The 24,294-nt window shown below is 38.5% G+C and carries 22 protein-coding genes; 20 read left to right on the top strand and 2 right to left on the bottom strand.

Annotated elements, in window-relative coordinates; genetic code table 11:
* Positions 1 to 160: 160 nt before the first annotated feature.
* The 18 genes from purU (at position 161) to V7161_RS07715 (ending at position 21,467) form a co-directional block, all read left to right on the top strand.
* Positions 161 to 1,060, top strand: coding sequence for a formyltetrahydrofolate deformylase (gene purU / locus V7161_RS07630; protein ID WP_335443695.1), 900 nt, complete (start codon positions 161 to 163; stop codon positions 1,058 to 1,060).
* A 150-nt stretch (positions 1,061 to 1,210) separates the two neighbouring features.
* Positions 1,211 to 2,485 (top strand): L-cysteine desulfidase family protein, encoded by a 1,275-nt coding sequence (locus V7161_RS07635; protein ID WP_335443696.1) that lies wholly within the window; start codon positions 1,211 to 1,213, stop codon positions 2,483 to 2,485.
* Positions 2,486 to 2,600: 115 nt separating this feature from the next.
* Positions 2,601 to 3,731, top strand: a complete 1,131-nt coding sequence (locus V7161_RS07640) for a hypothetical protein (RefSeq protein ID WP_335443698.1) — start codon at positions 2,601 to 2,603, stop codon at positions 3,729 to 3,731.
* Positions 3,732 to 3,803: 72 nt separating this feature from the next.
* Positions 3,804 to 4,784: an aldo/keto reductase gene (locus V7161_RS07645; RefSeq protein ID WP_335443700.1), complete on the top strand. Its 981-nt coding sequence runs from the start codon at positions 3,804 to 3,806 to the stop codon at positions 4,782 to 4,784.
* A 49-nt stretch (positions 4,785 to 4,833) separates the two neighbouring features.
* Positions 4,834 to 5,931, top strand: a complete 1,098-nt coding sequence (locus tag V7161_RS07650) for a threonine aldolase family protein (RefSeq protein ID WP_335443703.1) — start codon at positions 4,834 to 4,836, stop codon at positions 5,929 to 5,931.
* Between the two features lie 121 nt (positions 5,932 to 6,052).
* The gene (locus tag V7161_RS07655) at positions 6,053 to 7,531 is read left to right on the top strand and encodes a glycoside hydrolase family 18 protein (RefSeq protein WP_335443705.1); all 1,479 of its coding nucleotides are present in this window, start codon (positions 6,053 to 6,055) and stop codon (positions 7,529 to 7,531) included.
* 179 nt (positions 7,532 to 7,710) lie between these two features.
* On the top strand, positions 7,711 to 9,303 hold the full coding sequence (locus V7161_RS07660) for a long-chain-fatty-acid--CoA ligase (protein ID WP_335443707.1): 1,593 nt from the start codon (positions 7,711 to 7,713) through the stop codon (positions 9,301 to 9,303).
* 231 nt (positions 9,304 to 9,534) lie between these two features.
* On the top strand, positions 9,535 to 9,867 hold the full coding sequence (locus V7161_RS07665) for a DUF3870 domain-containing protein (protein ID WP_335443708.1): 333 nt from the start codon (positions 9,535 to 9,537) through the stop codon (positions 9,865 to 9,867).
* A gap of 231 nt (positions 9,868 to 10,098) precedes the next feature.
* The gene (locus tag V7161_RS07670; RefSeq protein WP_335443709.1) at positions 10,099 to 11,196 is read left to right on the top strand and encodes a M24 family metallopeptidase; all 1,098 of its coding nucleotides are present in this window, start codon (positions 10,099 to 10,101) and stop codon (positions 11,194 to 11,196) included.
* Positions 11,197 to 11,228: 32 nt separating this feature from the next.
* Positions 11,229 to 12,836 (top strand): ABC transporter substrate-binding protein, encoded by a 1,608-nt coding sequence (locus V7161_RS07675; protein ID WP_335443711.1) that lies wholly within the window; start codon positions 11,229 to 11,231, stop codon positions 12,834 to 12,836.
* A gap of 58 nt (positions 12,837 to 12,894) precedes the next feature.
* Positions 12,895 to 13,878 carry an ABC transporter permease gene (locus V7161_RS07680; RefSeq protein WP_335443713.1) on the top strand — a complete coding sequence of 328 codons (984 nt, stop codon included), beginning with the start codon at positions 12,895 to 12,897 and terminating at the stop codon, positions 13,876 to 13,878.
* An 11-nt stretch (positions 13,879 to 13,889) separates the two neighbouring features.
* Entirely contained in the window at positions 13,890 to 14,792 is a 903-nt protein-coding gene (gene nikC / locus V7161_RS07685) for a nickel transporter permease (protein ID WP_335443714.1), read from the top strand.
* 16 nt (positions 14,793 to 14,808) lie between these two features.
* On the top strand, positions 14,809 to 15,747 hold the full coding sequence (locus V7161_RS07690; protein WP_335443715.1) for a succinylglutamate desuccinylase/aspartoacylase family protein: 939 nt from the start codon (positions 14,809 to 14,811) through the stop codon (positions 15,745 to 15,747).
* 1 nt (position 15,748) lies between these two features.
* Complete coding sequence (locus V7161_RS07695) at positions 15,749 to 16,948, top strand: hypothetical protein (RefSeq protein WP_335443717.1); 1,200 nt, start codon at positions 15,749 to 15,751, stop codon at positions 16,946 to 16,948.
* Between the two features lie 11 nt (positions 16,949 to 16,959).
* On the top strand, positions 16,960 to 18,279 hold the full coding sequence (locus V7161_RS07700; RefSeq protein ID WP_335443718.1) for an aspartate aminotransferase family protein: 1,320 nt from the start codon (positions 16,960 to 16,962) through the stop codon (positions 18,277 to 18,279).
* 13 nt (positions 18,280 to 18,292) lie between these two features.
* Positions 18,293 to 19,303: an ABC transporter ATP-binding protein gene (locus V7161_RS07705; RefSeq protein WP_335443720.1), complete on the top strand. Its 1,011-nt coding sequence runs from the start codon at positions 18,293 to 18,295 to the stop codon at positions 19,301 to 19,303.
* The gene (locus V7161_RS07710; protein WP_335443722.1) at positions 19,278 to 20,264 is read left to right on the top strand and encodes an ABC transporter ATP-binding protein; all 987 of its coding nucleotides are present in this window, start codon (positions 19,278 to 19,280) and stop codon (positions 20,262 to 20,264) included. The genes V7161_RS07705 and V7161_RS07710 overlap by 26 nt, the downstream gene beginning before the upstream one ends.
* Before the next feature lie 18 nt (positions 20,265 to 20,282).
* Positions 20,283 to 21,467, top strand: coding sequence for a M24 family metallopeptidase (locus V7161_RS07715; protein WP_335443725.1), 1,185 nt, complete (start codon positions 20,283 to 20,285; stop codon positions 21,465 to 21,467).
* A 298-nt stretch (positions 21,468 to 21,765) separates the two neighbouring features.
* On the opposite strand, the gene V7161_RS07720 is transcribed toward V7161_RS07715, so the two are convergent.
* Positions 21,766 to 22,173 (bottom strand): hypothetical protein, encoded by a 408-nt coding sequence (locus V7161_RS07720; RefSeq protein ID WP_335443728.1) that lies wholly within the window; start codon positions 22,171 to 22,173, stop codon positions 21,766 to 21,768.
* Between the two features lie 243 nt (positions 22,174 to 22,416).
* On the opposite strand from V7161_RS07720, the gene V7161_RS07725 reads away from it, so the two are divergent.
* Positions 22,417 to 22,755: a flagellar basal body rod protein gene (locus tag V7161_RS07725; protein WP_335443730.1), complete on the top strand. Its 339-nt coding sequence runs from the start codon at positions 22,417 to 22,419 to the stop codon at positions 22,753 to 22,755.
* A gap of 21 nt (positions 22,756 to 22,776) precedes the next feature.
* Positions 22,777 to 23,427, top strand: coding sequence for a PspA/IM30 family protein (locus V7161_RS07730; protein WP_335443732.1), 651 nt, complete (start codon positions 22,777 to 22,779; stop codon positions 23,425 to 23,427).
* Between the two features lie 324 nt (positions 23,428 to 23,751).
* On the opposite strand, the gene V7161_RS07735 is transcribed toward V7161_RS07730, so the two are convergent.
* Positions 23,752 to 24,285 carry a GNAT family N-acetyltransferase gene (locus tag V7161_RS07735; RefSeq protein ID WP_335443734.1) on the bottom strand — a complete coding sequence of 178 codons (534 nt, stop codon included), beginning with the start codon at positions 24,283 to 24,285 and terminating at the stop codon, positions 23,752 to 23,754.
* Positions 24,286 to 24,294 lie beyond the last annotated feature (9 nt).

Genomic DNA, 24,294 nt, shown 5'->3' on the forward strand with positions numbered 1-24,294 from the left:
GTTATTCGTTGGAAAGAAGGTAACAAATTGGAATTAAAAGGGAAAATCAGTACATAATTATATTATGTAAACAAATTATAAATTTTCAAGAAAATTCTTAACATTAAAGAAAACCTAGGGTATAATGATTTTCATTAATTAATCGGAAAGGTCTTTTATCATGAACACTACTTTTAAAGATCAAATTGAACAATTTAAATACCAGAATCAAAATCGCGGACGTTTATTAGTCAGCTGTCCAGATCAGCCTGGAATTGTTTCCGCCATCTCACAATTTTTATTTTCGCATAATGCCAATATCCTTGAGTCGAGTCAGTACTCAACCAATCCAGAGGGCGGCATATTTTTCATTCGAATTGAGTTTGAATGCCCAGGTTTAAAAGAAAAAGCTGCCGGGATGGAAAAGCAGTTTACCGATATCGCCGAAAAGTTTTCAATGGACTGGAGGCTAACACCGGTTTATAAAGTGAAGAAAGCTGCGATATTTGTATCGAAGGAATTGCACTGTCTTCAAGAGCTTTTATGGGAATGGCAAAGCGGTGATTTAATGACCGAGATTGCCGTTGTTATCAGTAATCATGAAGAGGCAAGAGAAGTGGTAGAGGGTCTAAAGATTCCATTCCACTATATTCCAGCCAATAAAGAAATTCGTGAACAGGTCGAAGAAAAGCAGCTTCATCTGCTAAAGGAATATGATGTCGATTTAATCGTTTTAGCACGTTACATGCAAATTCTAACACCGAATTTTGTGGCCGCTAATCCAAATAAAATAATCAACATTCACCACTCTTTCTTACCTGCCTTCATTGGAGCAAGACCGTATGAACGAGCATATGGCCGCGGAGTAAAATTAATTGGGGCAACTTCTCATTATGTAACAAATGATTTGGACGAGGGTCCGATTATCGAACAGGATATTGCACGCGTTGACCACCGTGCTAATGTTGATACCTTAAAAAAAATTGGCCGCTCCATAGAACGAAGCGTTTTGGCCCGTGCCGTAAAATGGCATATAGAAGACCGAATTATTGTTCATCAAAATAAAACGATTGTATTTTAATCAAAGTAATGCTTTTGTCTTCAAACCTAAAGAGACAAAGGCATTTTTTATTTAGGTACCTAGTCCCAAAAAGATTGGAAGAAAGTGATTTAAAACCTTTGGACTAATTATGGTAGAATATTAGAAAAGTGATCTTAGCAGGGGGACAATATGGAAAAGCATAAAATATTAGCTGTTTTAGAGAAAGAACTAGTTGTTGCCCTTGGTTGTACAGAACCAGTAGCGATTGCCTTGGCAGCGGCCACAGCAAAGAGCCATGCAAAGGGTGAAATACAGGCAATTACCGTAAAAGCAAGCGGGAATATTATTAAAAATGCAAAATCTGTTGGAATTCCAGGGATGTCATCAAAAGGACTCGAGTTCGCAGCTGCGCTAGGAGCGTCAGCAGGCAATCCAGATAAAAACCTAGAAATTTTAGAAGGTCTCACAATTGAGGATGAGCTCTCAGCATTAAAGCTCATTGAAGAAGGAAAGGTATTAGCCGGAAAAGCTGATACTCCAAAAAGACTTTATATTGAAGTCAGCGTAGAAACAGATCAACAAACATCAAAAGTGGTCATTTCTGATAATCACAGTAATATCACCTTAATAGAAGTTGATGAGAAAGCAGTTTTCCTTGGCGGATGTGAGAATATTGGCATCCAAACAGATGAAGAGGAATTAGAAGCATTAACCATTGATGAAATATATGAATGGGTATTAGAGGCGGATCTTAAGGACTTAACGCTGGTTAAAAAGAGTATTGAATTAAACCGTTTTATTGGAAATGAAGGACTTTCCGGTGATTATGGATTAAAAGTAGGTAAAACGATTAAACAAAATGTAAAAAAAGGAATCCTTTCGGATGATATTGCTACTGCTGCCATGTCGTTAGCGGCCGCCGGTTCAGATGCCAGAATGGCAGGTTCAACAATTCCGGTAATGGCAAATACAGGGAGCGGCAATCAGGGAATTGCCGTGACACTACCAGTTGTTGCAGCAGCAGAAAAGCTGCAGGTATCTGAGGAAAAAATGATTCGGGCTGTTGCACTTAGCCACCTTATAACCATTCATATCAAATCGAAATTCGGCCGCCTCTCTGCTTTATGTGGGGTAACAGCTGCCGGTATGGGTGCGAGTGGAGCTATTGTTTACCTGCTAGATGGCGGACTCGGGCAAATAAAAGCGGCGATTCAAAATACAATCGGAAACGTATCCGGAATGATTTGCGACGGGGCCAAAGCAGGCTGTGCAATGAAAGTTTCGACCTGTTCAAATGTCGCTGTACAGTCTGCATTGTTAGCATTGAATCATCAAGAAATCCAATCGACGGACGGCTTTATACACGATGACGTGGAAAAAAGTATTGAGAGCTTCTGTAAGCTTGGAAATGAAGGAACACGCCAAACAGATGAACTTATCTTAAAATTAATGTTGGAAAAATAAAGGGTTGACCATTTGGTTAACCTTTTTATTTGTCTGAAAAAAGGAATTTTAAAGAGGTTTAGATAAAATTTTGTTGAAATTATAGATATAAAATTTTTTTAGCGGGGTGGGCAGGATGGACGATATTCAATTTGCATTTTTGAATGAATGCGGCGATTATAGTTTTTCATTTGACAAAAACGATGTTTCAACCCACTTTATTCTTGTTGCAATTCTAGTAAAAAGTTCTAATAAGGATTGGCTGGAAGCGGAATTGGTTAAATCCTTTCAAAAGATGGAATTAGACACAGTCCCAATATTTAATGATCTAAAGGATTTACCCTTCAGTGTTTATGCATATGTGTTTGATAAGCAAAAAATTAGAGAAGACTTTGGAATAATGCATAAAACGCCGTTTATTAAATATTTAAATCGGATGATATATGATGATTTAAATAGAACCTTTGAACAGCTTGATTTAACGGCTAATGAGCAAGAAACAAAACCATTTTTGAATGAATTTAAAAATTACATAGGGACAAAAAGTATTCCCGACCTCTTTAATTATTCGGCTTTTGGATTCAATAATAACCAGTCCGATAGCATCCTTCTATTAGCGGAGTTAATCGCTACGACAATTGCAAAAGGCTATGAACAAACCCAGTATACTGCAAAATACCACTCTTATATCAAAATAATTAAAAATAAAATAGCTGCAATCAACCTATTACCCCTAAACTATAAAAACTTTCTTTATGATTACAAATCAGACGACCAAAACTCCAAACATGACGAGATTATTATCAAACAAGCTGTAAATTTAGCTTACAAGTATATCGAGAAACATCGAAAAAGTGAAGAAGAGGATGAAAAGCTTCGAATCGATTTTCTAAAGTTCCTTTTATTTAATCTAAAGGAAAATCCAGATGAATACGTGTATACAGAAGAAATCTTAGAAAATCTTAATGCTATTCGAGACATCAAAATGAATCCTCATAACTTTCGTTCAAATATTGTTTCCAAACTGCGCGATAGCGGGTTATTAATTGCCAGCAGTAATAAAGGCTATAAATTGCCGGTTTGCTTGAACGACCTATATGACTTTGTGAATCTCTCAAGTTTAACGATACACCCGATGATCCAAAGAATCTCCAAGTGCAGGGACCAAATATTACTTGCAACAAACAATGAAATTGATATCCTGGAGCAAAAAGAATATGAATATCTGAAAAATATCATTAATATGCAGAAAATGACAGTAATCTAAAAATAAGTTGTACAATATAATTGGAAATGTTAGGTGAAAGTCATCGATTTTATAAAGAAAGTGGGTTTAAAAATGGAGTATGTGAAACTTGGTAATACTGGATTGGATGTATCACAACTTTGCCTAGGCTGCATGAGTTTTGGCATACCTGAACGCGGGGCACACCAATGGGTTCTAAATGAGGACGAAAGCCGTCCTATAATAAAGAAGGCTTTTGAATATGGGATTAACTTCTTTGATACAGCTAATGTCTATTCAGATGGCACCAGTGAGGAAATTGTCGGACGAATTTTAAATGAATATGCAAAGCGCGATGAGATTGTGATTGCGACAAAGGTACACGGGCGCATGCATGAAGGTCCTAATGGAGCGGGCCTTTCAAGGAAAGCCATCATGGCTGAAATTGATAACAGCTTAAAGAGGCTTGGAACTGATTATGTGGATCTATATCAAATCCACCGCTGGGATTACCATACACCGATTGAAGAAACGATGGAGGCCTTGCATGATGTCGTGAAGGCAGGAAAAGCCAGATATATTGGCGCATCCTCTATGTACTCGTGGCAATTCCTTAAGGCTTTACATATAGCCGAGCGAAATGGATGGACTCGGTTTGTCTCCATGCAAAACCATCTAAATCTCCTCTACAGGGAAGAAGAACGGGAGATGCTTCCACTGTGTAAAGAGGAAAAAATAGGTGTTATTCCATGGAGCCCGATGGCTAGAGGAAAACTGACAAGGGATTGGGAAGAAGGAACCGCCCGTTCGGAAACCGATGAATTCGGGAAAAAGCTTTATGCTGCAACGGTTGAGGCAGACCGAAAAGTGGTTGAACGAGTTGCAAAAGTGGCAGAGAAACGTGGTGTACCGCGAGCTCAAATCGCTCTTGCCTGGGTGCTGCAAAAGGAACCGGTATCAGCACCAATAATTGGTGCGACGAAAATGCATCATCTGGACGATGCGGTGGCTGCTCTTTCCGTTAAATTAACCTCTGATGAAATTTCATTTATGGAAGACCCATATGTTCCTCATCCAGTTCTGGGATTTCAATAACTTTCTGATATAGTAGTTACATAGGCATAGAGAGAAAGGAACTGGAAGCATGAATGATAATAATTTTTTACAAGAGGCTTTTAAACATAGCCCATTTAAAGTACCAGGTCATGGAACGAGAAACATTCAAGTCCTGAAAGAAGCATTGCAGGATATGAATGAAGAATTAGAAAGTGACATGTACGGAAAAGGAACGATAATTGAAGAGTTTCAGGAAAAAATGGCTGAATATTTAGGTAAAGAAAAGGCGGTATTTTTCCCGAGCGGCACTATGGCCCAGCAAATTGCATTAAGAATTTGGTGTGATCAAAAAGAGGTAAATAAAGTAGCCTATCATCCATTAAGCCATTTGGAGATTCATGAGGAAGATGGCTTAAAAGAACTGCATCAGATAGAATCGATTCTTTTAGCAGATAAATCTAGAGTAATTGAGTTCGAGGATGTGGCAGGCATCAAGGAGAAAATTGCCTGTCTTTTACTTGAGTTACCACAGCGGGAGATTGGCGGCCAGCTGCCAGACTATAGAACATTGGAAGCGATTTCCGCTTTTTGTAAGGAAAGAGGAATAAAATTGCATTTAGATGGGGCAAGACTTTTTGAGATTACCCCATATTATGAAAAGTCTGCTGCCGAAATTTGCAGTCTATTTGATAGTGTTTATGTTTCGTTTTACAAAGGAATTGGCGGAATTGCTGGTGCTATTCTAGCAGGTGACACAGATTTTATCGAGAAATCAAAAGTATGGAAGAGGCGTCATGGGGGAGATTTAATTAGTCTTTATCCATATTTCCTAAGTGCAGATTATTATTTTGACAAGAGGATTGGCAAAATGGAGCAATACTATGAGGAGGCCAAAGAATTAGCGGGTTTTTATAATCAATGTAATGGTGTTTCAACCATTCCGCATGTGCCAGTCTCCAATATGTTTCATGTCCATTTTCAAGCTCCAAAAGAGGAAATGGAGATTATTTTAGCTGAAGTTTACAAGGAATCTGGAATTGGCCTATCTGGTTACGTAAGCGATGTAAGTAAAGAGACCAGTTATTTCGAAATTAGCATTGGCGATTTGTATGGGACGGTTCCGCGGGATAAATTAATAAATGCATTCAAACTACTGGATTATAAAATGAAAAATAGAAATCGATGACTCCGATGGTGCCTAATCCTCAAGGTACCATTTTCCTTAATTTACATGTCTTTCTCCTCTATTTTCCTTACTAATTTTTATATTAAAATGAGAATAAAAGATTAGTAAGGAGAGGTACTTTTTGAAGAAGAAGCTATCATACATTATTCTTATTTTTTTAGTTTTATTAAGTTTCCTGCCAAATGGGAAGGCAGCACTTGCGGCAAAACCAGATCGTACGGCACCAACTTCACCAACCAACCTTCATACGACTTCCATAACGGAAACCTCCGTATCATTGGCATGGAATAGTTCAACCGATAATGTTGGGGTTATGGGTTATGATATTTACCAAAATAATAGATTGATAGGGAATGTGTCGTCCACGCAATATGTGGCTAACAATCTGACCCCAAATACATCCTATAGTTTTTATATCAAAGCAAGGGATGCACGTGGAAATATATCAGCGGCAAGTAGTGCACTAAACGTTTTAACCTTACCACAAACAACTCCAATTCAATCAAATTATAAAAGAGTAGGCTATTTCGCAGGCTGGGCAACCTATTCTAACTATCAGGTTTCTGACATTGATGCTAGTAAACTAACACATTTGAATTATGCCTTCGCCAATATTAATGCCGATGGAAAAATTGAAGTTGGCGACCCATTTGCTGATATCGAACAAACATTTCCAGGTGATACTGTTGATCAGCCATATAAAGGTAATTTTTATCAATTAACGAAACTAAAGCAACAATATCCACAGTTAAAAACGTTAATCTCTGTAGGCGGCTGGTCATGGTCAGAAAGGTTTTCAGATGTAGCCTTAACTGATCAATCGAGAGTGATTTTTGCAGATAGCTGTTTGCAATTTATTTTAAAATATGGATTTGATGGAATCGATTTGGATTGGGAATATCCAGTATCTGGGGGAGAAGCAGGTAATATTCATCGCCCTGAAGATAAACAGAATTTCACCCTTTTGGTTAAAAAAATTAGAGAAACGTTAGATGCTCAAAGTGCAATCGATGGAAAAAAATACTTATTAACGATAGCTGGCGGTGCTAACAAAGGCTATGTTGCCAATACGGAACTAAACTTACTACAACAGTATTTAGACTATATTCAGCTTATGACATACGATTTTCATGGATCTTGGGACACTTTAACTGGAATGAATTCTCCGTTATTTCGCGATCCAGAATCTAAATTTGCAGAGTTTAGTGTCCAGGATGCGGTACAAACTTATATCAATAGCGGGGTACCAGCTGCTAAACTTGTAATGGGGATACCATTTTACGGAAGAGTATATAACCAAGTAAACAATGTAAATAACGGTTTATATCAATCTTTTACTGGCGGGGGTTCTGCTTTAAGTTATGGTCAACTAGAAGCAAGTTACCTTAATAAAAACGGGTTTATCCGTTACTGGGAGCCTGATTCAAAGGTACCTTGGCTGTTTAATGGTTCGCAATTTATAAGCTATGATGATCCCGAATCGATTGGTTATAAAACATCCTTTATTAAGTCAATGGGGCTGGGCGGAGCGATGATGTGGGAGTTAAGCCAGGATCCAAATAAAGTCTTAATAAGTAAGATTTATAATGATTTAAGATAAGAAAAGCCTATGTGCTTTTCTTTTTTTATATGATTGTAAGTGAATTCAGAAAATTCGAATTAAAGATTGACAAATTCCTATTTTTTGAAATAGATTAAAATTGTGATGTAAACATCAAAGGGAATTATTTACGAATATTATCCATCACTCCCATTAATATAATTGAGGAGTTGGTTTTTATGTTTGCCCCATTAACACCATTAGACTGGAAACGGAGGGCGGTGAAGTATTACCCAAATAAAATCGCTGTCATTGATGAAGAAAAGGAATTTACATATCTGGAATTCGGACAACGTGTTGATCGGCTATCCGCTGCATTAGAACAAGCAGGAATTGGAAAAGGTGACCATGTTGCGGTTATGTTGCCGAACACCCATTATATGTTGGAGTGCTTTTATGGAATTTGCCAGCTTGGAGCAGTCATGGTCCCTTTAAACTACCGCCTTTCTGCAAGTGACTTGGAATATATCATCCGTCATAGTGATGCGCGAATGCTAATCGTCGATGAGGAATTTTGTGCTCCAATAGAAAAAATTATCAATAATCTTGCACTCGAACAAATCGTGATTGTACGGATTCCAGGTCAGGAAACTTCATTAACGGGAATTGATTATGAGGCTTTTCTAGAACATGCCCCTGATTCAGCTGGACCTCCTGAGGTTGAGATCGAAGAAAATCAATTGCTAACCCTAAATTATACGAGCGGCACGACCTCAAAACCCAAAGGAGTCATGCTAACCCATCGGGGAAATTATTTGAATGCCGCTAATTTTATGTACCATCTAGGTGTAAATCACGATGATGTCTATCTGCATACACTGCCAATGTTCCACGCAAATGGTTGGGGCGGTGTTTGGGGAATCACTGGTGCAGGGGCTACGCATGTGTGTTTACGAAAAGTGGACCCGCCTCTAATTCTGGAATTATTTGAATCTAAAAAAATATCACTTTTATGCGGAGCGCCAACCGTCGTTAATATGCTAGTGAATGATCCAAAGGCTAAAGAAATTAAAATAAAAACGAATCCTCGCATGGCAACAGCAGGTGCGCCTCCTGCGGCCGCACTTATTCACAAAGCTCAAGATATCCTGGGCTTAAACATGATCCATGTTTATGGGCTTACAGAAACATCACCATTCATTCTATACTGTGAATGGAAAAAAGAGTTTGATTTAAGGCCGGCAGATGAACAAGCAGCCATCAAAGCAAGGCAAGGTATTGAACTTGCTTTTAATGGTGAAACGAAGGTTGTTCATCAAGACGGGGCAGAAGTGGCTTGGAATGGTGAGGAATTAGGTGAAATCATAACTCGCGGTAACGTGGTTATGGCAGGGTATTATAAGGATCCTGTCACGACAGCTGCAGCTATTAAGGATGGCTGGTTCCATACGGGTGATTTAGCAGTTACTCATCCAGATGGATTTATTGAGATCCGTGACAGGTCTAAGGATTTGATTATCTCAGGGGGGGAAAATATTTCTTCAACAGAAGTAGAGGGTGTTCTATATAGACATCCCTCTGTATTAGAATGTGCAGTAATCGCTGTTCCTGATGAAAAATGGGGTGAGGTTCCCAAGGCCATTATTGTTCTTCAACCTAATGCTGAAGTAACAGAGGAAGAAATCATTCAGTTTTGCCGCTCGAATATAGCACACTTCAAAGCACCAAAAGCGGTCGAATTTGTGGAGGCATTACCTAAAACAGCTACTGGAAAACTACAAAAATACCGTTTAAGGGAAATGTACTGGACAGGGCCGAAAAGAGTGAATTAAGACCAAAAGATCCAATATCGTGATTTAAATCACCAATTCCTTTCTATGTTCCAATTAATATAGAAAGGGGGTGATTTTTTGGATAAAAATTGGTCGATAGCTTATTAGGAAAAGAATTAGGCTCCTCATTTTTGGAATGTTTAGATTTTTTAAAAAGGGTATTCCATCATTTATACATCGAGATATAATAATATTTAGAGTGACTAAATATGTATAGAGGGGGCACCTATTATGAATTCCAATGAAACGATTATTTGTACTGGATATTCCCGATTACCCGATGGAATGGCAGCCAAAAACCTTTATGGTGTTATGGGAGTAGGATTTGAAATAGATCCAAATACTGACCGTATTTTGAATGCTTCTTGTACCTTTGTTACAAATATGTGTACAGATTTCATTAAAAGTATTTTGTCAGGTCACGATTTAAAAGAAGGGATAGAAGTACCAATTGAGAGATTCGAGAAAAGATATTTCGGTTTAGGAAAAAAAGCGATAATTTCAGCAATGAAGGATGCGTATAACCAATATTTAATTTATAAATCTATGAGTGTTTCAATTTAATCCTAATAATTTTTTAAAAAGTATTGAATTAATTTGAATTATCAGTATAATTAAAATTAATTAAATTTTCAGTTAAAAAATATCTTTCCAGCGAGCCTAAAGTTCAGTGGATAGGCAGCCCCTATTCATACCAACGAATTTTAAGACCAAGCTGTCCGAATTTAACCTTATTAAGGGTTTGTTCGGCATGGCTTGGTCTTTATTTTTTGCTAAAAAAAGGAGTGCTAAAAAATGGAACCATATACTTCAAGGCTAATGAAATGTTATCAAAATCTGGAATCGAATGGGTTTGACCATTTGGTAGTAACTTCTCCCTATAATCTTAAGTATCTATTGGGAGCGAATATTGATACAGGAGAAAGAATGACAGTCTTACTTTTATCACCCAGCAAAAAAACGAAACTAATTATTCATCAAATGTTTTCAGACCAAGTACCTAAATCTAACGAACTTGAAGTAATTTATTACAGTGATGAAGTGGAACCAATCAAAATATTGGCAGCCCATTTTTCCGGCCATGAAAATTTAGGGATAGATCAGAATTGGCTTTGTTCTTTTTTAATTGATCTATTAAAAACACTTCCGGCAATAAGGGTCGAAAAGAGTACCATTGTTGAAAAATTAAGAGAAATAAAAGATGAAAAAGAGATTGATACATTGAGGCAATCAGCTAGAATTGCAGACGCAGTGATGTATCAAATCCTCCAACTGCAGCATTTTCCAACAACCGAGCGAGAGGTTGCTGCAACCATTAAAAGTTTTTTTGCTGAACATGGTGTCAATGAATTGTCCTTTAAACCTATTATTGGTTTCGGGGGAAATTCAGCCAATCCACATCATACAATCAGTGATCACATCTCTCAATTCAATCAGCCAATATTAATCGATATGGGCGGGGTGTTTCACGATTATTGTTCTGACATTACAAGAACCTTTTATCTAGGTAGAAAAAATCAACAATTTGAAGATTTATATCAAATCATAAGAGAGGCACAGGAACAGGCTATTGAGTTGGTCAAGCCGGGTGTGGCATTTTCAGAAATTGACTTGTTTATTAGGAAGTCATTTGCCAAGTGGGGGTATGATCAATATTTTATTCATCGAACTGGTCATGGGATTGGTCTAGAACTCCATGAAGGGCCATCTATCCATCGAAACAACCATGATGTTATCCAATCAGGAATGGCATTTAGTATTGAACCTGGATTATATCTTCCGAATCAATATGGGATTCGGATTGAAGATATAGTAGTTGTTACAGAAAATGGCTGTGAAATTCTCAATAAATGCTCCAAGGAGGTGCAATACTTAGAGCTTTTAGGGGTTTAAAAAACTTTTATTTTAATGAGAGGGGAAAAGTTATGAAGCGAAAAACTTGGTTATCATTATTCTTTGTTATTGGATTAATCTTTTCAATACTATTATCAGGCTGTTCATATGAAAAACCATCCAATGGCAGCGAAGGTACTAAAAATGAAAGTGGCAATGGAAACGCAGCGGCTAAAAAGGATGAAATCAAAGTTGGCTTGGATGTGGATGCCGGCACAATGGATCCACGTCTATCAAAAGACACATCCGCCAAAAGGGTTACTGAACTTGTTTATGACGGCCTCGTACGTCTGTCTGATAAATTGGAAGCACAGCCGTCATTGGCAACAAAATGGGAAAATCCTGATCCTACCACTTGGATTTTTACGCTTCGGGAAAATGTCAAATTCCATGATGGCCAACCATTTACTGCAGAAGACGTTAAGTATACGTACGATACATTAATTGATCCAAATTTCAAAGCGCCATCTGCCTCACTCTATACCCCAATAAAATCGGTAGAGGTAATAGGGACTAACCAAGTGAAATTCACGCTAAAGCAACCCTTCGCGCCACTTTTAAGTTATTTGGATATTGGGATTGTACCAAAGCATATCGCCGAAAAAAATGACAACTCGTTATCAAGTACCCCGATTGGTACTGGCCCATATAAAATGGTGGAATGGGATAAAAATAGCAAGATATCATTTGAAGCAAATGATTCCTATTGGAATGGAAAGCCGAAAACCAAAAAGGTAACTTACTTTATTATTCCAGATAACTCAACTCGAGTAGCTTCGTTAGAGTCGGGGGATATTGATTTAGTACATTCTCCACTTTCTCCTCAAGATATAAAGCGAATTAAAGGAAATGATAAATTCGTAGTAAAAGAAATGGAAGGATTAGGCTTTACTTATTTGAACTTTAATCAGAAAAACCCTATCTTATCTGATTTAAAGGTAAGACAAGCGATTTCCTATTTGGTAAATAAAGAGGTCATCTCAAAAGATATTTATCAAAACATGGATAAGCCTGGTAAATCGCCGATTATTCCACCATCTTGGGCATACACAGATAATATTTCTGGTTATTCCTACGACCCGGAAAAAGCGAAAGCATTATTTAAAGAAGCAGGCTGGGAAGATACCAATGGTGATAAAGTCCTGGATAAAAACGGAAAGAAATTAACGATTACCCTCTCAACTCATAGTGAAGACCCTAACCGAATTCAAACGGTTGAATATCTTCAAAATGAGTTTACAAAATTCGGTATCCAAACCGAGGTGAAAACAAGTGAGTTCCCAACGTTTAACACTGCCTTAACAGAGGGTAAATTCGACATTGCTTTAGTCGGTTGGCTAAATCAAGTAGATCCAGACCGTTCATTTTACAATCCATTCCATTCAAAAGGTGGAAGCAACTATGGAAAATACAGCAACCCACAAGTTGATAGTCTACTAGATAAAGGAAGAACAACGTTAGACCAAAATGAGCGAACTAAAATCTATCAAGAAGCCGCAAAAATTGTAACAGATGAAGTGGCGTATGATGTATTGCTTTACCAAGGCTATATTGCCATGTACGGTAAGAATCTTACAGGATTTACTGTACACCCAAGCGGAAACCTCTACGGTTTAAAGGATGCGGAAATATCAAAATAACACTGAAAAAAAGATAGAGGGGTTTCCCCCTCTATCTTGAAAGTCAGGAGTGTTCTCGATGGCAACATTTATCATAAAACGATTGCTTCAATTTATTCCGGTGTTAATAGGGATTTCTATTCTTGTCTTTTTTCTGCTTCACCTCATTCCTGGTGATCCGGCAATGACTTTGCTTGGCCAGGATGCAACAAAAGAGGACCTAGAACACCTTAGGGAAGTTCTCGGATTAAATCAGCCAATTTACGTGCAGCTATTGTTATTTCTTAAAAAACTCTTTCACGGGGATTTGGGAATTTCGATTTTTCAGGATGTACCCGTTATTTCATTAATTATAAAGCACCTTCCAGCAACCATTGAGCTAGCGTTGTTGGCCATGATTATTGCTTTAATCATCTCAATCCCTTTGGGCATTGTATCAGCAGTCAAGCAATTTTCTTGGCTGGATTACGTCAGTATGTTTTTTGCTCAGTTGGGAGTGTCCATGCCGGTTTTCTGGATGGGGTTATTATTGATCATTGGTTTTTCCGTTAACTTAAACATTCTTCCCTCGTTTGGAAGAGGGGAGCCGTTATTCCAATCCATAGGACATACACTTCAAACGGGGAATCTCTTTTATGTTGTGGATAGCTTGCAGCATTTACTATTACCGGCCTTTACATTAGGAGTCATGAGTGCAGCCCTTATTACCAGAATGGTTCGCTCCGCTATGCTCGAAGTTTTAAAAGAAGATTATATTCGAACTGCAGAGGCAAAAGGGGTAAAAGGATTGATGGTCATTATTAAACATGGCTTCAGAAATGCCTTAATACCAGTTGTAACCATTGTGGGACTCCAATTTGGAAATTTACTTGGGGGAGCGATTGTAACGGAAACCGTCTTTGCCTGGCCAGGGATTGGCCGCCTTGTTATTACCGCCATTAGTCAGAGGGATTTTCCGGTGGTACAAGGCTGTGTATTAATGATTGCGTTAATTTTCGCTCTGATTAATTTAATTGTGGATATTTTATATGCCATTATCAATCCAAAAATTCAACGAGTATAGGGGGGAGGATAATGGAACTATCAAAACAAGTTCAAATCGAGAAGAAAACAGCAAAACAATCAAAAAGAGGTTTTCAGGTCAAAGAGTTCTTTTATTTTATTACCCAAAGCAAATCTGTCTTAATTGGGGGGGCATTCGTTTTAATAGTGGTTATATGTGCCCTTTTTGCACCGCTAATTGCGACTCATGATCCTTACCAAATGAATATGGCGGACCGGCTGCTAAAACCGATGGAGAAGGGACACCTATTGGGAACAGATCAGTATGGACGGGATTTATTTACAAGAATTATCTTTGGGGCAAGGGTTTCATTGGAAGTAGGGATTGTATCTGTTGGTTTAGCGATGGTTATTGGGGTAACACTCGGGTTAATATCTGGTTATTATGGGGGCTGGCTGGACACCATCATCATGCGGTTTGTGGATATCGTTTTATCATTTCCGGTTTTGCTATTAGCGATTGCCCTTGTTGCAGCTCTAGGACCAGGGATTGAGAATGTTATCTTAGCGCTTGGCTTTGTTTATTGGACAAATTATGCCCGAATTGTCCGGGCTAATGTGCTGGCGATAAAGGAAGAGGAGTATATTCAAGCCGCTAAGACAATTGGTTCTAATGATTTCCGGATTATCTTTTTTAACATCTTACCCAACTGTTTAGCTCCTGTAGTGGTCGTAGCAACATTAGGACTTGGGGTTGCCATTGTTTCTGAAGCAACCTTGAGCTTTTTGGGACTGGGAATTCAACCTCCACAATCTAGTTGGGGATGGACATTGGCATTTGGGATGAAATTCATTAGAGAAGCTCCACATTTATCTATTTATCCAGGATTAGCCATCATGTTTACGGTTTTAGGGTTTAATTTACTCGGTGACGGGATCAGGGATTTAACAGATTCAAAATTAAAAAGGAATTAATATGGGAGGAATTAATATGTCGATTACATCCACACGCCAATATAAAGAGGTTATTGTTACTCATCTTTCAAATGGAACACCATTATCATTACCGATTCATACGATTCAAGGGGTAAAAGAAGGCCCGGTACTCGGCATTTCCGCTCTTGTTCATGGCGATGAAATTATTGGTGCCGAGATCATCAGGCGGGTATATAACCGTTTAAATGAATCCGAACTGGCTGGGACGGTTAAACTTCTTCCCGTATCCAATCCGCTTGCATTTGAAAGCATGACGCGAAATACTCCATTAGATATGAATAACTTAAATCGTGTATTCCCTGGCGATAAAGAGGGATGGGTGACAGAACAATTAGCACATTCCATGGTAAAAAACTTTTTAGATGAAATTGATGTATACATTGATCTTCATGCAGGTGGCGCAGTTCCAGTTGTAGACTACGTATATATTCAAAACGACGAAGAACTTTCAAGAGCTTTTAATTTCCCAGTTTTGTATCGTCCTGCTCATCCATATGAGGGAACAACCGCTACATACACCGTAGAAAAAGGGATCCCGAGCATTACTGTTGAAATTGGCGGAGGTCCGAACTTCGATAAGGATATTGAAAGAGGCGTGGAAGGGATTTTTAATTGTATGCGTAAATTAGAAATGATCCCAGGAGCTGTTACTCCCACACCAGAACAAACAGTTATGACAGAAATTGCGATTATTCGTCCTACACAGGGTGGTATCATGGTTCCAGAATTTGACTTTGGTTCGGTTGGAAAGGTGATTGAAGGAAATCAGGTGCTTGCACGAACGTACAATCCAAGAACTTTCGAAGAACTAGAAGTCATTCGTGCACCATTTAAACGGAATCTAGTTATTTTAACGCGAGGTCTCTTTAATAAAGTTAGTCCTGGGGATTATGGATTTATGCTTGGTAACCTTGATACAGCGGAGGAAAAATAAAGTGGGTACAAAAACAGCTGGATTTGAGGCACTGGACCTTAAATTATCCCAGGACTATACCCAAATTGTCCTGGGGATGGATGAATTCTATCGGAAAAGGTATTCCTCGAGCACGGAAGCATCGCTTGATAAAGAAGGTCTCGTTCCTATTAATTTAACATCTGAAAAGCCAAATCAGTATGACAGCTGGGAAGAAATTCTTTCAGAGCTGAACCATTTGAGGAGCAGATATGTATTCATTCAATCCGAGATTCGCCGGAACTACATGCAGCAGCAAATTGGTTCGCTGATTACATTGGCAAACTGGTGCAGTGGTAAGGAGATTTCATTTAGGGAAAAAGTCAGAGGATTGTTATATGTGAATGAAAATCCCTTTTCGATTGCAGAACGAAATGAACTCCATCAAAAACTAGATGCTCTTTTGTCAAAAAGAGGGCTAGCCGGTTCTTTAACCGAGAAAGTATGGAAATGGGAGCATGCTCAACGTGTTCCTTTCCTAAAACTCGAATCGGTCTTAAAAGATTTGCTGTCAGAAGCAAAAAAACGTGTAGTCGAAAAAATGTTTCCTGAAATGGAAGATGTCGAGGTTACTCCGGTAATAGTTACTGGCGTTCCATACAGCGCTTACTGTGATTATGTTGGCGGTAAAATGTATATTAATGGGGATCTTTCCTACACCTATGAAGCTTTAAAACATTTAGTTAGTCACGAGTCGTTCCCTGGCCATACCACACATATGAGAATAAGGGAAATAGCCGTTCAATCCGGATGTACACCTCTTGATGCTGCTTTAGTTATCACCAATACAGCAAGCAGTTCAGTTTTTGAAGGAATTGGAGATAATGGGATTAATTTCATAGATTGGGTAAATACAATCGATGATGAAATTTATTCAGTTTATCAGGAAATCAAATCTATCTCCGGAATAAATGCAGCCCATATGATTCATGCAGAACAAAAGAGTGATAACGAAGTAGCTGCGTTTTTAAAGGAATTTGCCTTTGGAGAGGAAATTTGGATCCAATCAAGACTCCGTTTCTTTAAGCATAGTTTAAGGGCTCCGTTTATTTATTCCTATTGGCGAGGAAATGAAGCGGTTAAAGAGGTTTATAGAAACGTATCAGAAAATAAGAAACCATTATTTTATCAATTTTTATATAAAAATATGCTATCTGCTGATACCGTCAAACAATTTAGATAGGAAGTGACATTATGGAACTAGCAAAATCAAAAGCATTATATGATAGAGCACTGAATTCAATCCCTGCGGGGGTCCATTCCAATTCCCGTTATCGTAACCCGCACCCAATCTATTACCAAAAGGCTGAGGGAGCTTACCTTACCGATGTCGATGGAAACCGATATATCGACTGTATTATGGGGAACGGAGCGATCATTTTAGGTCATGATGACCAGGATTTTAATGATCGAGTCAAGTTTTACAGTAATTCTGGCATTGTTACTGGTGTAGAAACGGAATTAAGTATCAAAGCGGCTGAAAAGTTTCTTTCCTTAGTCCCAACGGCTGAACAGATTCGCTATACCAATACGGGCACAGAAGCGATCATGCATGCTATGGCGATGGCAAGAGCCTACACGGGAAAGTCAGATATGGCTGTCATTGAAGGAGCGTATAACGGGTGGCATGATGCAGTATATGTCAGTACTTGGCCGGATTTACAAAAGGCGGGAGATAAATCCGCACCAAATTCATTGCCTGGTGCCTCTGGATTAATTGAAGAGGTAGTAAAGAGTACCCTTGTTCTGCCATTTAATGACCTTGAAGTGTCAGAGCGTTTATTGACGGAGAATAAGCACAGAATTGCTGCCTTAATTATTGAACCAACGATGATTGATATTGGCTATATTCCTGCCAAGAAGGAGTACTTACAAGGTTTAAGGAAAATCTGTGATAATTTAAATATTTTACTAGTTTTTGATGAGCTGTTAACAGGGTTCCGTTTATCACCTGGAGGGGCACAGGGTCTTTACGGTGTTACCCCTGATTTAGCTTCCTTTGGAAAAGCGATTAGTAACGGGTATATGTTAGCCGGCTTAGCGGGTAAGGCCTCTATTTTTGAAACGGTCACACCGGGTAAAGGGACATGTTCATTTGTTGGGACGTACAATGGGCACCAAAATTCTTTAGCTGCATCGATGGCTTTTATGGAGCTATATGAAGAAAAACAGGTTTTCCAGACACTTCAAAACCGAACAGAAAAGCTGATTGCCGCGTTCGCCGGATTAGCAGAAAAACACCAAGTTAAAGCAAAAATGCAGGGTAGAGGTGGACATTTCCATTGGTACTTTACCGATGAGGAACTGGTTGATTACAGAACCGCAACCACAAGTGATAAGGAAAAATATGCCGCATTTATTAATGCTTTTGCGGGTAAAGGAGTATATTGTTCGCCAAACTATCTGCTGCATCATGCCATTTCGCTTGCTCATACAGATGGGATTCTTGATCAATTAATTGCCTATATGGATGAGAGTCTTAAACAAACAGTTACCATCACAGCAGGTTCTTAAGGGGGAATGATTCGTGCAATCGAACATTCTAGAAGTCAGCAATTTGAAAACTACATTTACATCTCGAAGAACGGAATTTAATGCAGTAGATGGAATTTCCTTTCATGTCCGTAAAGGGGAAACGCTTGGGATTGTTGGGGAATCAGGATGTGGGAAAAGTGTCACCTCGCTTTCGATAATGGGACTTGTCAAATCACCTGGCAGGGTTTCTGGAACAACCATTGATTTTAATGGTGTCAATCTGCTTGAACTGTCCAAAAAAGAAATGCGAAAAATTCGCGGCAATGAAATTAGTATGATTTTCCAAGAACCGATGACTTCTCTAAATCCGGTCTACACGATAGGGGACCAAATTGGTGAATCATTAAAAATTCATAAAAAACTAAAAGGGAAAGAACGTAAAGAAAAAGTGGTTGATTTATTAAAGCAGGTAGGAATTCCAAGGCCGGATGAAATTTATGATAATTACCCGCATCAATTATCAGGTGGGATGAGGCAACGGGTAATGATTTCTATGGCTATGGCTTGTGACCCGAAATTGATTATTGCCGATGAGCCAACTACTGCCTTGGATGTTACCATTCAAGCCCAAATCCTGGAGCTGATGAAAGAACTTCAGTCAAAAAAAGGCATGTCAATGATATTAATAACGCATGATCTTGGAGTGGTTTCAGAGGTTTGTGACCGGCTCGTTGTCATGTATGCAGGCAAAATTGTCGAAACAGGTCCGGTAAAAGAAGTATTAAATAACCCGGCACACCCTTATACCAAAGGGTTGTTAGCGTCATTACCTAAAAAAGGCTTCAAAGAGAAACGTTTGCATTACATTCCAGGTCAGGTTCCTGCCCCCATTAATTGGGGGAAAGGATGCCGTTTTGCCGATCGCTGTCCATATGTAATGAATGAATGTCATTCTTCCTTGCCTCCGCTATTCAAGGTGAATGATGCACAGGAATCAGCCTGCTGGCTTGCTTCTGAAGGGAGGGAGAGGGTAAGCGATGTCAATATTGAAACAGCAAGATGAATATATTTTGGAAGTGGAAGACGTTAAAAAGTATTTCCCGATTAAAAAAGGCGTTTTTTCCAAACAAGTTGGATCTGTAAAAGCAGTTGATGGTGTTTCTTTTCAAGTTAGAAAGGGAGAAACCCTCGGAATTGTAGGAGAGAGTGGCTGCGGTAAATCTACTATGGCTCGATTAATTCTTCGTTTGCTCGATGTAACGGATGGACGCATTAAACTGGAAGGAAAAGATGTAACTACCCTCCCAAAGCAGGATATGAGAGCAATTAGAAGAAATATTCAAATGGTCTTTCAAGATCCATATGCTTCACTTAATCCAAGATGGACAGTGGAGCGAACCTTATTGGAGCCTATGAAGGTTTATGATATCGGAACCAAAAATGAACGAAGAGATAAGGTATCTGAATTGTTAAATAAGGTAGGGTTGGATCCCAGTTATGCCAAACGGCATCCTCATGAGTTCAGCGGAGGGCAGCGGCAGAGGATTGGAATTGCCAGAGCACTAGTGTTAAATCCAAAGCTCATCATTGCAGATGAACCTGTTTCCGCGCTGGATATTTCGGTCCAGGCGCAGGTAATAAATTTAATGCAGGACCTGCAGGATCAATATAATTTGACCTACATGTTCATCACCCATGATTTGTCTGTTTGTGAGCATATTTCAGATAGGGTAGCTGTGATGTATCTTGGAAAAGTAGTGGAACTGGCAAGCAAGGATCAACTATTCTCGAACCCTCTGCATCCCTATACTCTTGCTCTTATTTCAGCCGCACCAGAAGTAAATGATGCACAAAAGAAGGAAAGAATTGTGCTAAAGGGGGATGTTCCCAGCCCGGCGAACCCGCCAAAAGGGTGTGCCTTTCATACTCGATGTCCTAGCTGCATGGAAATTTGCAAAGTTGAAACCCCAGTGCTGAATGAAATTGAATCTGGGCAGTATGTTGCTTGTCATTTATATGAATAAAGGTAAGGGAGTTTGAAGATGAGATTATCGATTTCAAAGGAAGAAATTCTTACCAGGCAAGAAAGGTTTCTGCAAAAACTCCTAGAAAAAGAGCTGGACTGCGCCATTCTTTTTAGCCCAATAGATATATTTTATTTAACAGGGTTTCACTTTCATCCCACAGAGAGACCAATGGCGTTTTACATCGATCCAGAGCACAAAACACATTTATTTGTTCCGTATTTAGAGGAAGAGCATGCGCAGGACTTTACAGCACAAATCCACTATGTTCACTCCTATCCTGAATATCCCGGAATCAAGCATCCGATGGAATATTTTAAGGATGAATTAGTAAAGGCTGGTTTCCAAGGAAAAAGAATTGGTGTTGATTCCATTGGGTATGGGTCACCGTCTGGATATCGAGGTCCATCACTAGATCAATTACTTGAAGCGAAGGAATTTCAATCCATCAAATATGTTATTCCAGATATGCGGGCGGTTAAATCACCTGCAGAAATTGAATTGATCAATGAATCTTGCAGATGGGGGAATCTGGCTCATCGTTTATTACAAAAATATTCAAAACCGGGATTAAGCGAGCTTGAAATCACTAGCAGAGCAAGCACGGAATCAACTCTAGCGATGATTGAAACCTTGGGAGCTGATTATAAACCGCACGGGGAAACGGCTTTTGCCTTATTCCGAGGGCAAATTGGTGAAATGTCTGCATATCCACATGCTGTAACCCAGAATGCTGTTTTAAAAACAGGAGATACACTTGTTACGGCCTCATCAGCAAGTATCTGGGGCTATAAAAGCGAATTAGAAAGAACGATGTTCGTTAAGGAAGTAAGCAAGGAACAAGAGACCTTTTTCCAATACATGTATGACGCGCAAGAAGTGGCCTTTCAACACATAAAACCTGGTAAACCAACCTCTTATGTAGAAGAAGCTGTGCAAAGATATTTCAAAGAAAACAATATTACACACTTAACACGCCATCATACAGGTCATGCGATTGGATTATTGTTTCATGAAGCACCATTTTTTGATTTGGGAGACCATACGATCATGCAACCTGGAATGGTGTTTACAGTAGAACCAGGGATTTATGTGAAAGGTTTAGGCGGATTCCGTCATTCCGATACAGTTCTCGTCACCGAAAATGGAATGGAAATGCTGACCTATTATCCAAGAGATTTGGAATCGTTGATTTGTTACTAAAAAACTTTTCAAATGTACTGGACTGGGCAGAAGAGTGTCAATTAATAGAGAAATACCTCTACTTTTTTGTAAAGTGGGGGTATTATTTTTTGCACGAAATGCGTCAAACACGCTCCTTAAGGACATAATTAATAGATTGCTTTCTAACTTTTTCGAAAGGACTGGAGTAGGGATGTTAACAATGATTTTCAAAACTTTTACATATTGCGGAGCAACTCAAGTCGATTAGAAATTTATTTTCCTTGAGCAAAAATGTCCTTCATTAACTTTATGAAGGACATAGGCTATAGAATTCCTTTCAAAAATGTCCCTCATAACCGTCTAAGGTCAAATGTTTTATATCCTCAGTACTGTAAACTGCATGTTTAAACCATTCTAAATTTCCCGCAAATCTTTCGGTACATGGAAACTGAATATTTTTAGCCCTATGGTCTTGAATACATCTAATTGACCCCATAAAGACAGGCTGGCTGTTATCAATTTCCTGGTACGTTGCATAATAAGGCAATAATTCGAAACGGTAGCCTTTGGCAAGCGAATCGAAATAATTTTTTGAAACGATTTCTTTAATATGTTCATAGGTAGGTTCATCTAATCCAAATCGAATGGTTGAGGTACCGTCCGAGAGGGTTACTTTCATTTTCATATAAGGACCCTGGATGTCTTTAGAAACCGTTAGGATTTTAAAATTCCCAATTACATTCATCAAATCTGCCCCCTTATAAATATCTATATTACCTTTGTATGGAAAATTGGCCATTTGTTTTTAAAAAGAAGGCTCACACTCGCTTGTTCGGCAAAATTGAGTGTGAGCTTTCTTATGTAAAATAGTCCGACTTCACCTAAGTCTTAGGGCCGATAGTAAAATCAAGCTCAAGCGCAATTATGGAACCATTAGAAAAAAGGTAAGATGAAAACATAAAGAGGCAAAACAAAGGAGGAACAAAAAGTGAAAAAATTTGGATTGTTTTTAGCAGGAGGCGTGGCTGCCATCATCTTACTCAATACGATCGGTCCAATGGTTGCATTACTTGTGAGTCTCGTGATTCTTTACTTCATTTACAAACAGTTTTTGAAAGTGGACTCCATCGGATGGAAGATCGCATTAATTATCTTTGGGTTAGTGGTACTTTCATCAACCATCCACAATATACCTGCCCTTATTGGCGTAGGCGCAGCTTATGTCCTATATCTTGTCTATAAAAATTGGAACAAAAAAGTGGCACCAAAAAATGATGATCCATTCGTTAATTTTGATAAACAATGGAATGAATTAAAAAAATATTAATTTCAAGGGAGAGTAATAAACATGTCAAACTTATTTACGAAAATAAAAGATATCATTGTTACTGATTTGAATGAAACTATTCACCAAAAGGAAACAAAAAAGCCAATAAGTAAACTCAATCAATACCTACGCCAATGTGAGCAGGAAACAGAAAAAGTGGGGAAGCTTGTAGAACGACAAGCTCGTTTGAAGGACGAATTTTTAAAAGAGTATAATTTGGCAGCAGAGTTGGCTGAAAAAAGAAAGCACCAAGCGGAAATCGCATCAAATGCGGAGGAGACGGAGCTATATCAATTTGCAGCAGCAGAGCATCAGCAATTTGTTGAGCGTTCCCAGCGTTTAAGCGCTTCACTTGCGCAAACGAATGAGCAGTTGAATGAATTAAAAAGAAAATACGAAGAAATGAAGCATAAGTTAAAGGATATGCATCTTCGCAGAATGGAATTAATGGGCCGAGAAAATGTAACGCGCGCCAATATTGGAATGAATCAGGTCTTAGATGCAAATTCTTCTCAAATCCATTCCTATTCAAAATTCAAGGACATTGAAAACTATCTTGACCGATTAGAACATAAGATTAAAGGAGCCTTAAATCAAAGCAGTATAGATGATCGGATTGCAGAGTTGGAAAAGGAAATGGATCATAAATCTTTGAACCTTACAAAAGAATAGAACAAGAAAAAAGAGAGGCTGGATCTCAAAGCGGTTTGGCCTCTTTGTGTGCGAAAAAAATTTCCTTGAAAAGAATGATTCAAGATGAATCAGCATAGTGTGGGGTAAACGATTTTTAAAGGGGCTGGCTGTTTTGAAACGAAATAATAATATGCCTCTGATCATTTTTTTATCTATTTCTTTATTCATATATCTTGTTAGTTATGCCATTCGCCACACGACTATTTATATCGTTTTTAGGTCAGGAGCCGGTCCATTATTCTTAATTACATTTATTATTTTTATTATTGTTGTTCTCTATTTAAAAGGGCCTAGAGGAAAACTCTAAGCCCTATTTTTACGTAAAACTGTAATAAATCCATCCAATATGTCATGACTAACGGAAAAGCCTTTTCGTTTGTAGAACTCTAAAGCATCATCATTGCCATTTGAGACATAGATAAAATAATCTTCGACATCCTCAAATTGCTCCAGCCATTCCAAGGACATATTAAAAAGTTTGGAACCAATGCCGTATTGTCGGTATTCTTCTTTAATATAAAATTGGGATAAACAACCGACATTCTTTTTACTTACAGTTGAAAGGTCAAAAAAAGTGGCGAAATCATTGGAATATGCTTCTTTTGGAGAAATATTGGAATAGACATAACCTACGATTTTATCTTCATCTTTAACGACCACTATATAGTTGTGGATTGCACTTTTTATTGAAGGAATCATCCGAGTTTCAAAACTCATTGAGTCAAACAATTCCGGATTTATGTATGCTTTTGACTTTTGAAAGGTCATTAACTCATTGCATAAATCCCGGCAATATTCGATTTTTTCTTCAGTAATCACTTCATATGTTAAATTCATATCTATCAC

The sequence above is a fragment of the Neobacillus drentensis genome (genome assembly GCF_036965425.1).
GTDB classification, from domain to species: Bacteria; Bacillota; Bacilli; order Bacillales; family Cytobacillaceae; genus Neobacillus; species Neobacillus drentensis_F.

Coding starts and splice junctions, on each gene's coding strand:
- V7161_RS07730 (WP_335443732.1), top strand. CDS start 22,777: ATGTCAAACTTATTTACGAAAATAAAAGATATCATTGTTACTGATTTG.
- V7161_RS07670 (WP_335443709.1), top strand. CDS start 10,099: ATGGAACCATATACTTCAAGGCTAATGAAATGTTATCAAAATCTGGAA.
- nikC (WP_335443714.1), top strand. CDS start 13,890: ATGGAACTATCAAAACAAGTTCAAATCGAGAAGAAAACAGCAAAACAA.
- V7161_RS07665 (WP_335443708.1), top strand. CDS start 9,535: ATGAATTCCAATGAAACGATTATTTGTACTGGATATTCCCGATTACCC.
- V7161_RS07645 (WP_335443700.1), top strand. CDS start 3,804: ATGGAGTATGTGAAACTTGGTAATACTGGATTGGATGTATCACAACTT.
- V7161_RS07720 (WP_335443728.1), bottom strand. CDS start 22,173: ATGAATGTAATTGGGAATTTTAAAATCCTAACGGTTTCTAAAGACATC.
- V7161_RS07675 (WP_335443711.1), top strand. CDS start 11,229: ATGAAGCGAAAAACTTGGTTATCATTATTCTTTGTTATTGGATTAATC.
- V7161_RS07650 (WP_335443703.1), top strand. CDS start 4,834: ATGAATGATAATAATTTTTTACAAGAGGCTTTTAAACATAGCCCATTT.
- V7161_RS07710 (WP_335443722.1), top strand. CDS start 19,278: ATGTCAATATTGAAACAGCAAGATGAATATATTTTGGAAGTGGAAGAC.
- purU (WP_335443695.1), top strand. CDS start 161: ATGAACACTACTTTTAAAGATCAAATTGAACAATTTAAATACCAGAAT.
- V7161_RS07735 (WP_335443734.1), bottom strand. CDS start 24,285: ATGAATTTAACATATGAAGTGATTACTGAAGAAAAAATCGAATATTGC.
- V7161_RS07635 (WP_335443696.1), top strand. CDS start 1,211: ATGGAAAAGCATAAAATATTAGCTGTTTTAGAGAAAGAACTAGTTGTT.
- V7161_RS07690 (WP_335443715.1), top strand. CDS start 14,809: ATGTCGATTACATCCACACGCCAATATAAAGAGGTTATTGTTACTCAT.
- V7161_RS07700 (WP_335443718.1), top strand. CDS start 16,960: ATGGAACTAGCAAAATCAAAAGCATTATATGATAGAGCACTGAATTCA.
- V7161_RS07640 (WP_335443698.1), top strand. CDS start 2,601: ATGGACGATATTCAATTTGCATTTTTGAATGAATGCGGCGATTATAGT.
- V7161_RS07680 (WP_335443713.1), top strand. CDS start 12,895: ATGGCAACATTTATCATAAAACGATTGCTTCAATTTATTCCGGTGTTA.
- V7161_RS07715 (WP_335443725.1), top strand. CDS start 20,283: ATGAGATTATCGATTTCAAAGGAAGAAATTCTTACCAGGCAAGAAAGG.
- V7161_RS07660 (WP_335443707.1), top strand. CDS start 7,711: ATGTTTGCCCCATTAACACCATTAGACTGGAAACGGAGGGCGGTGAAG.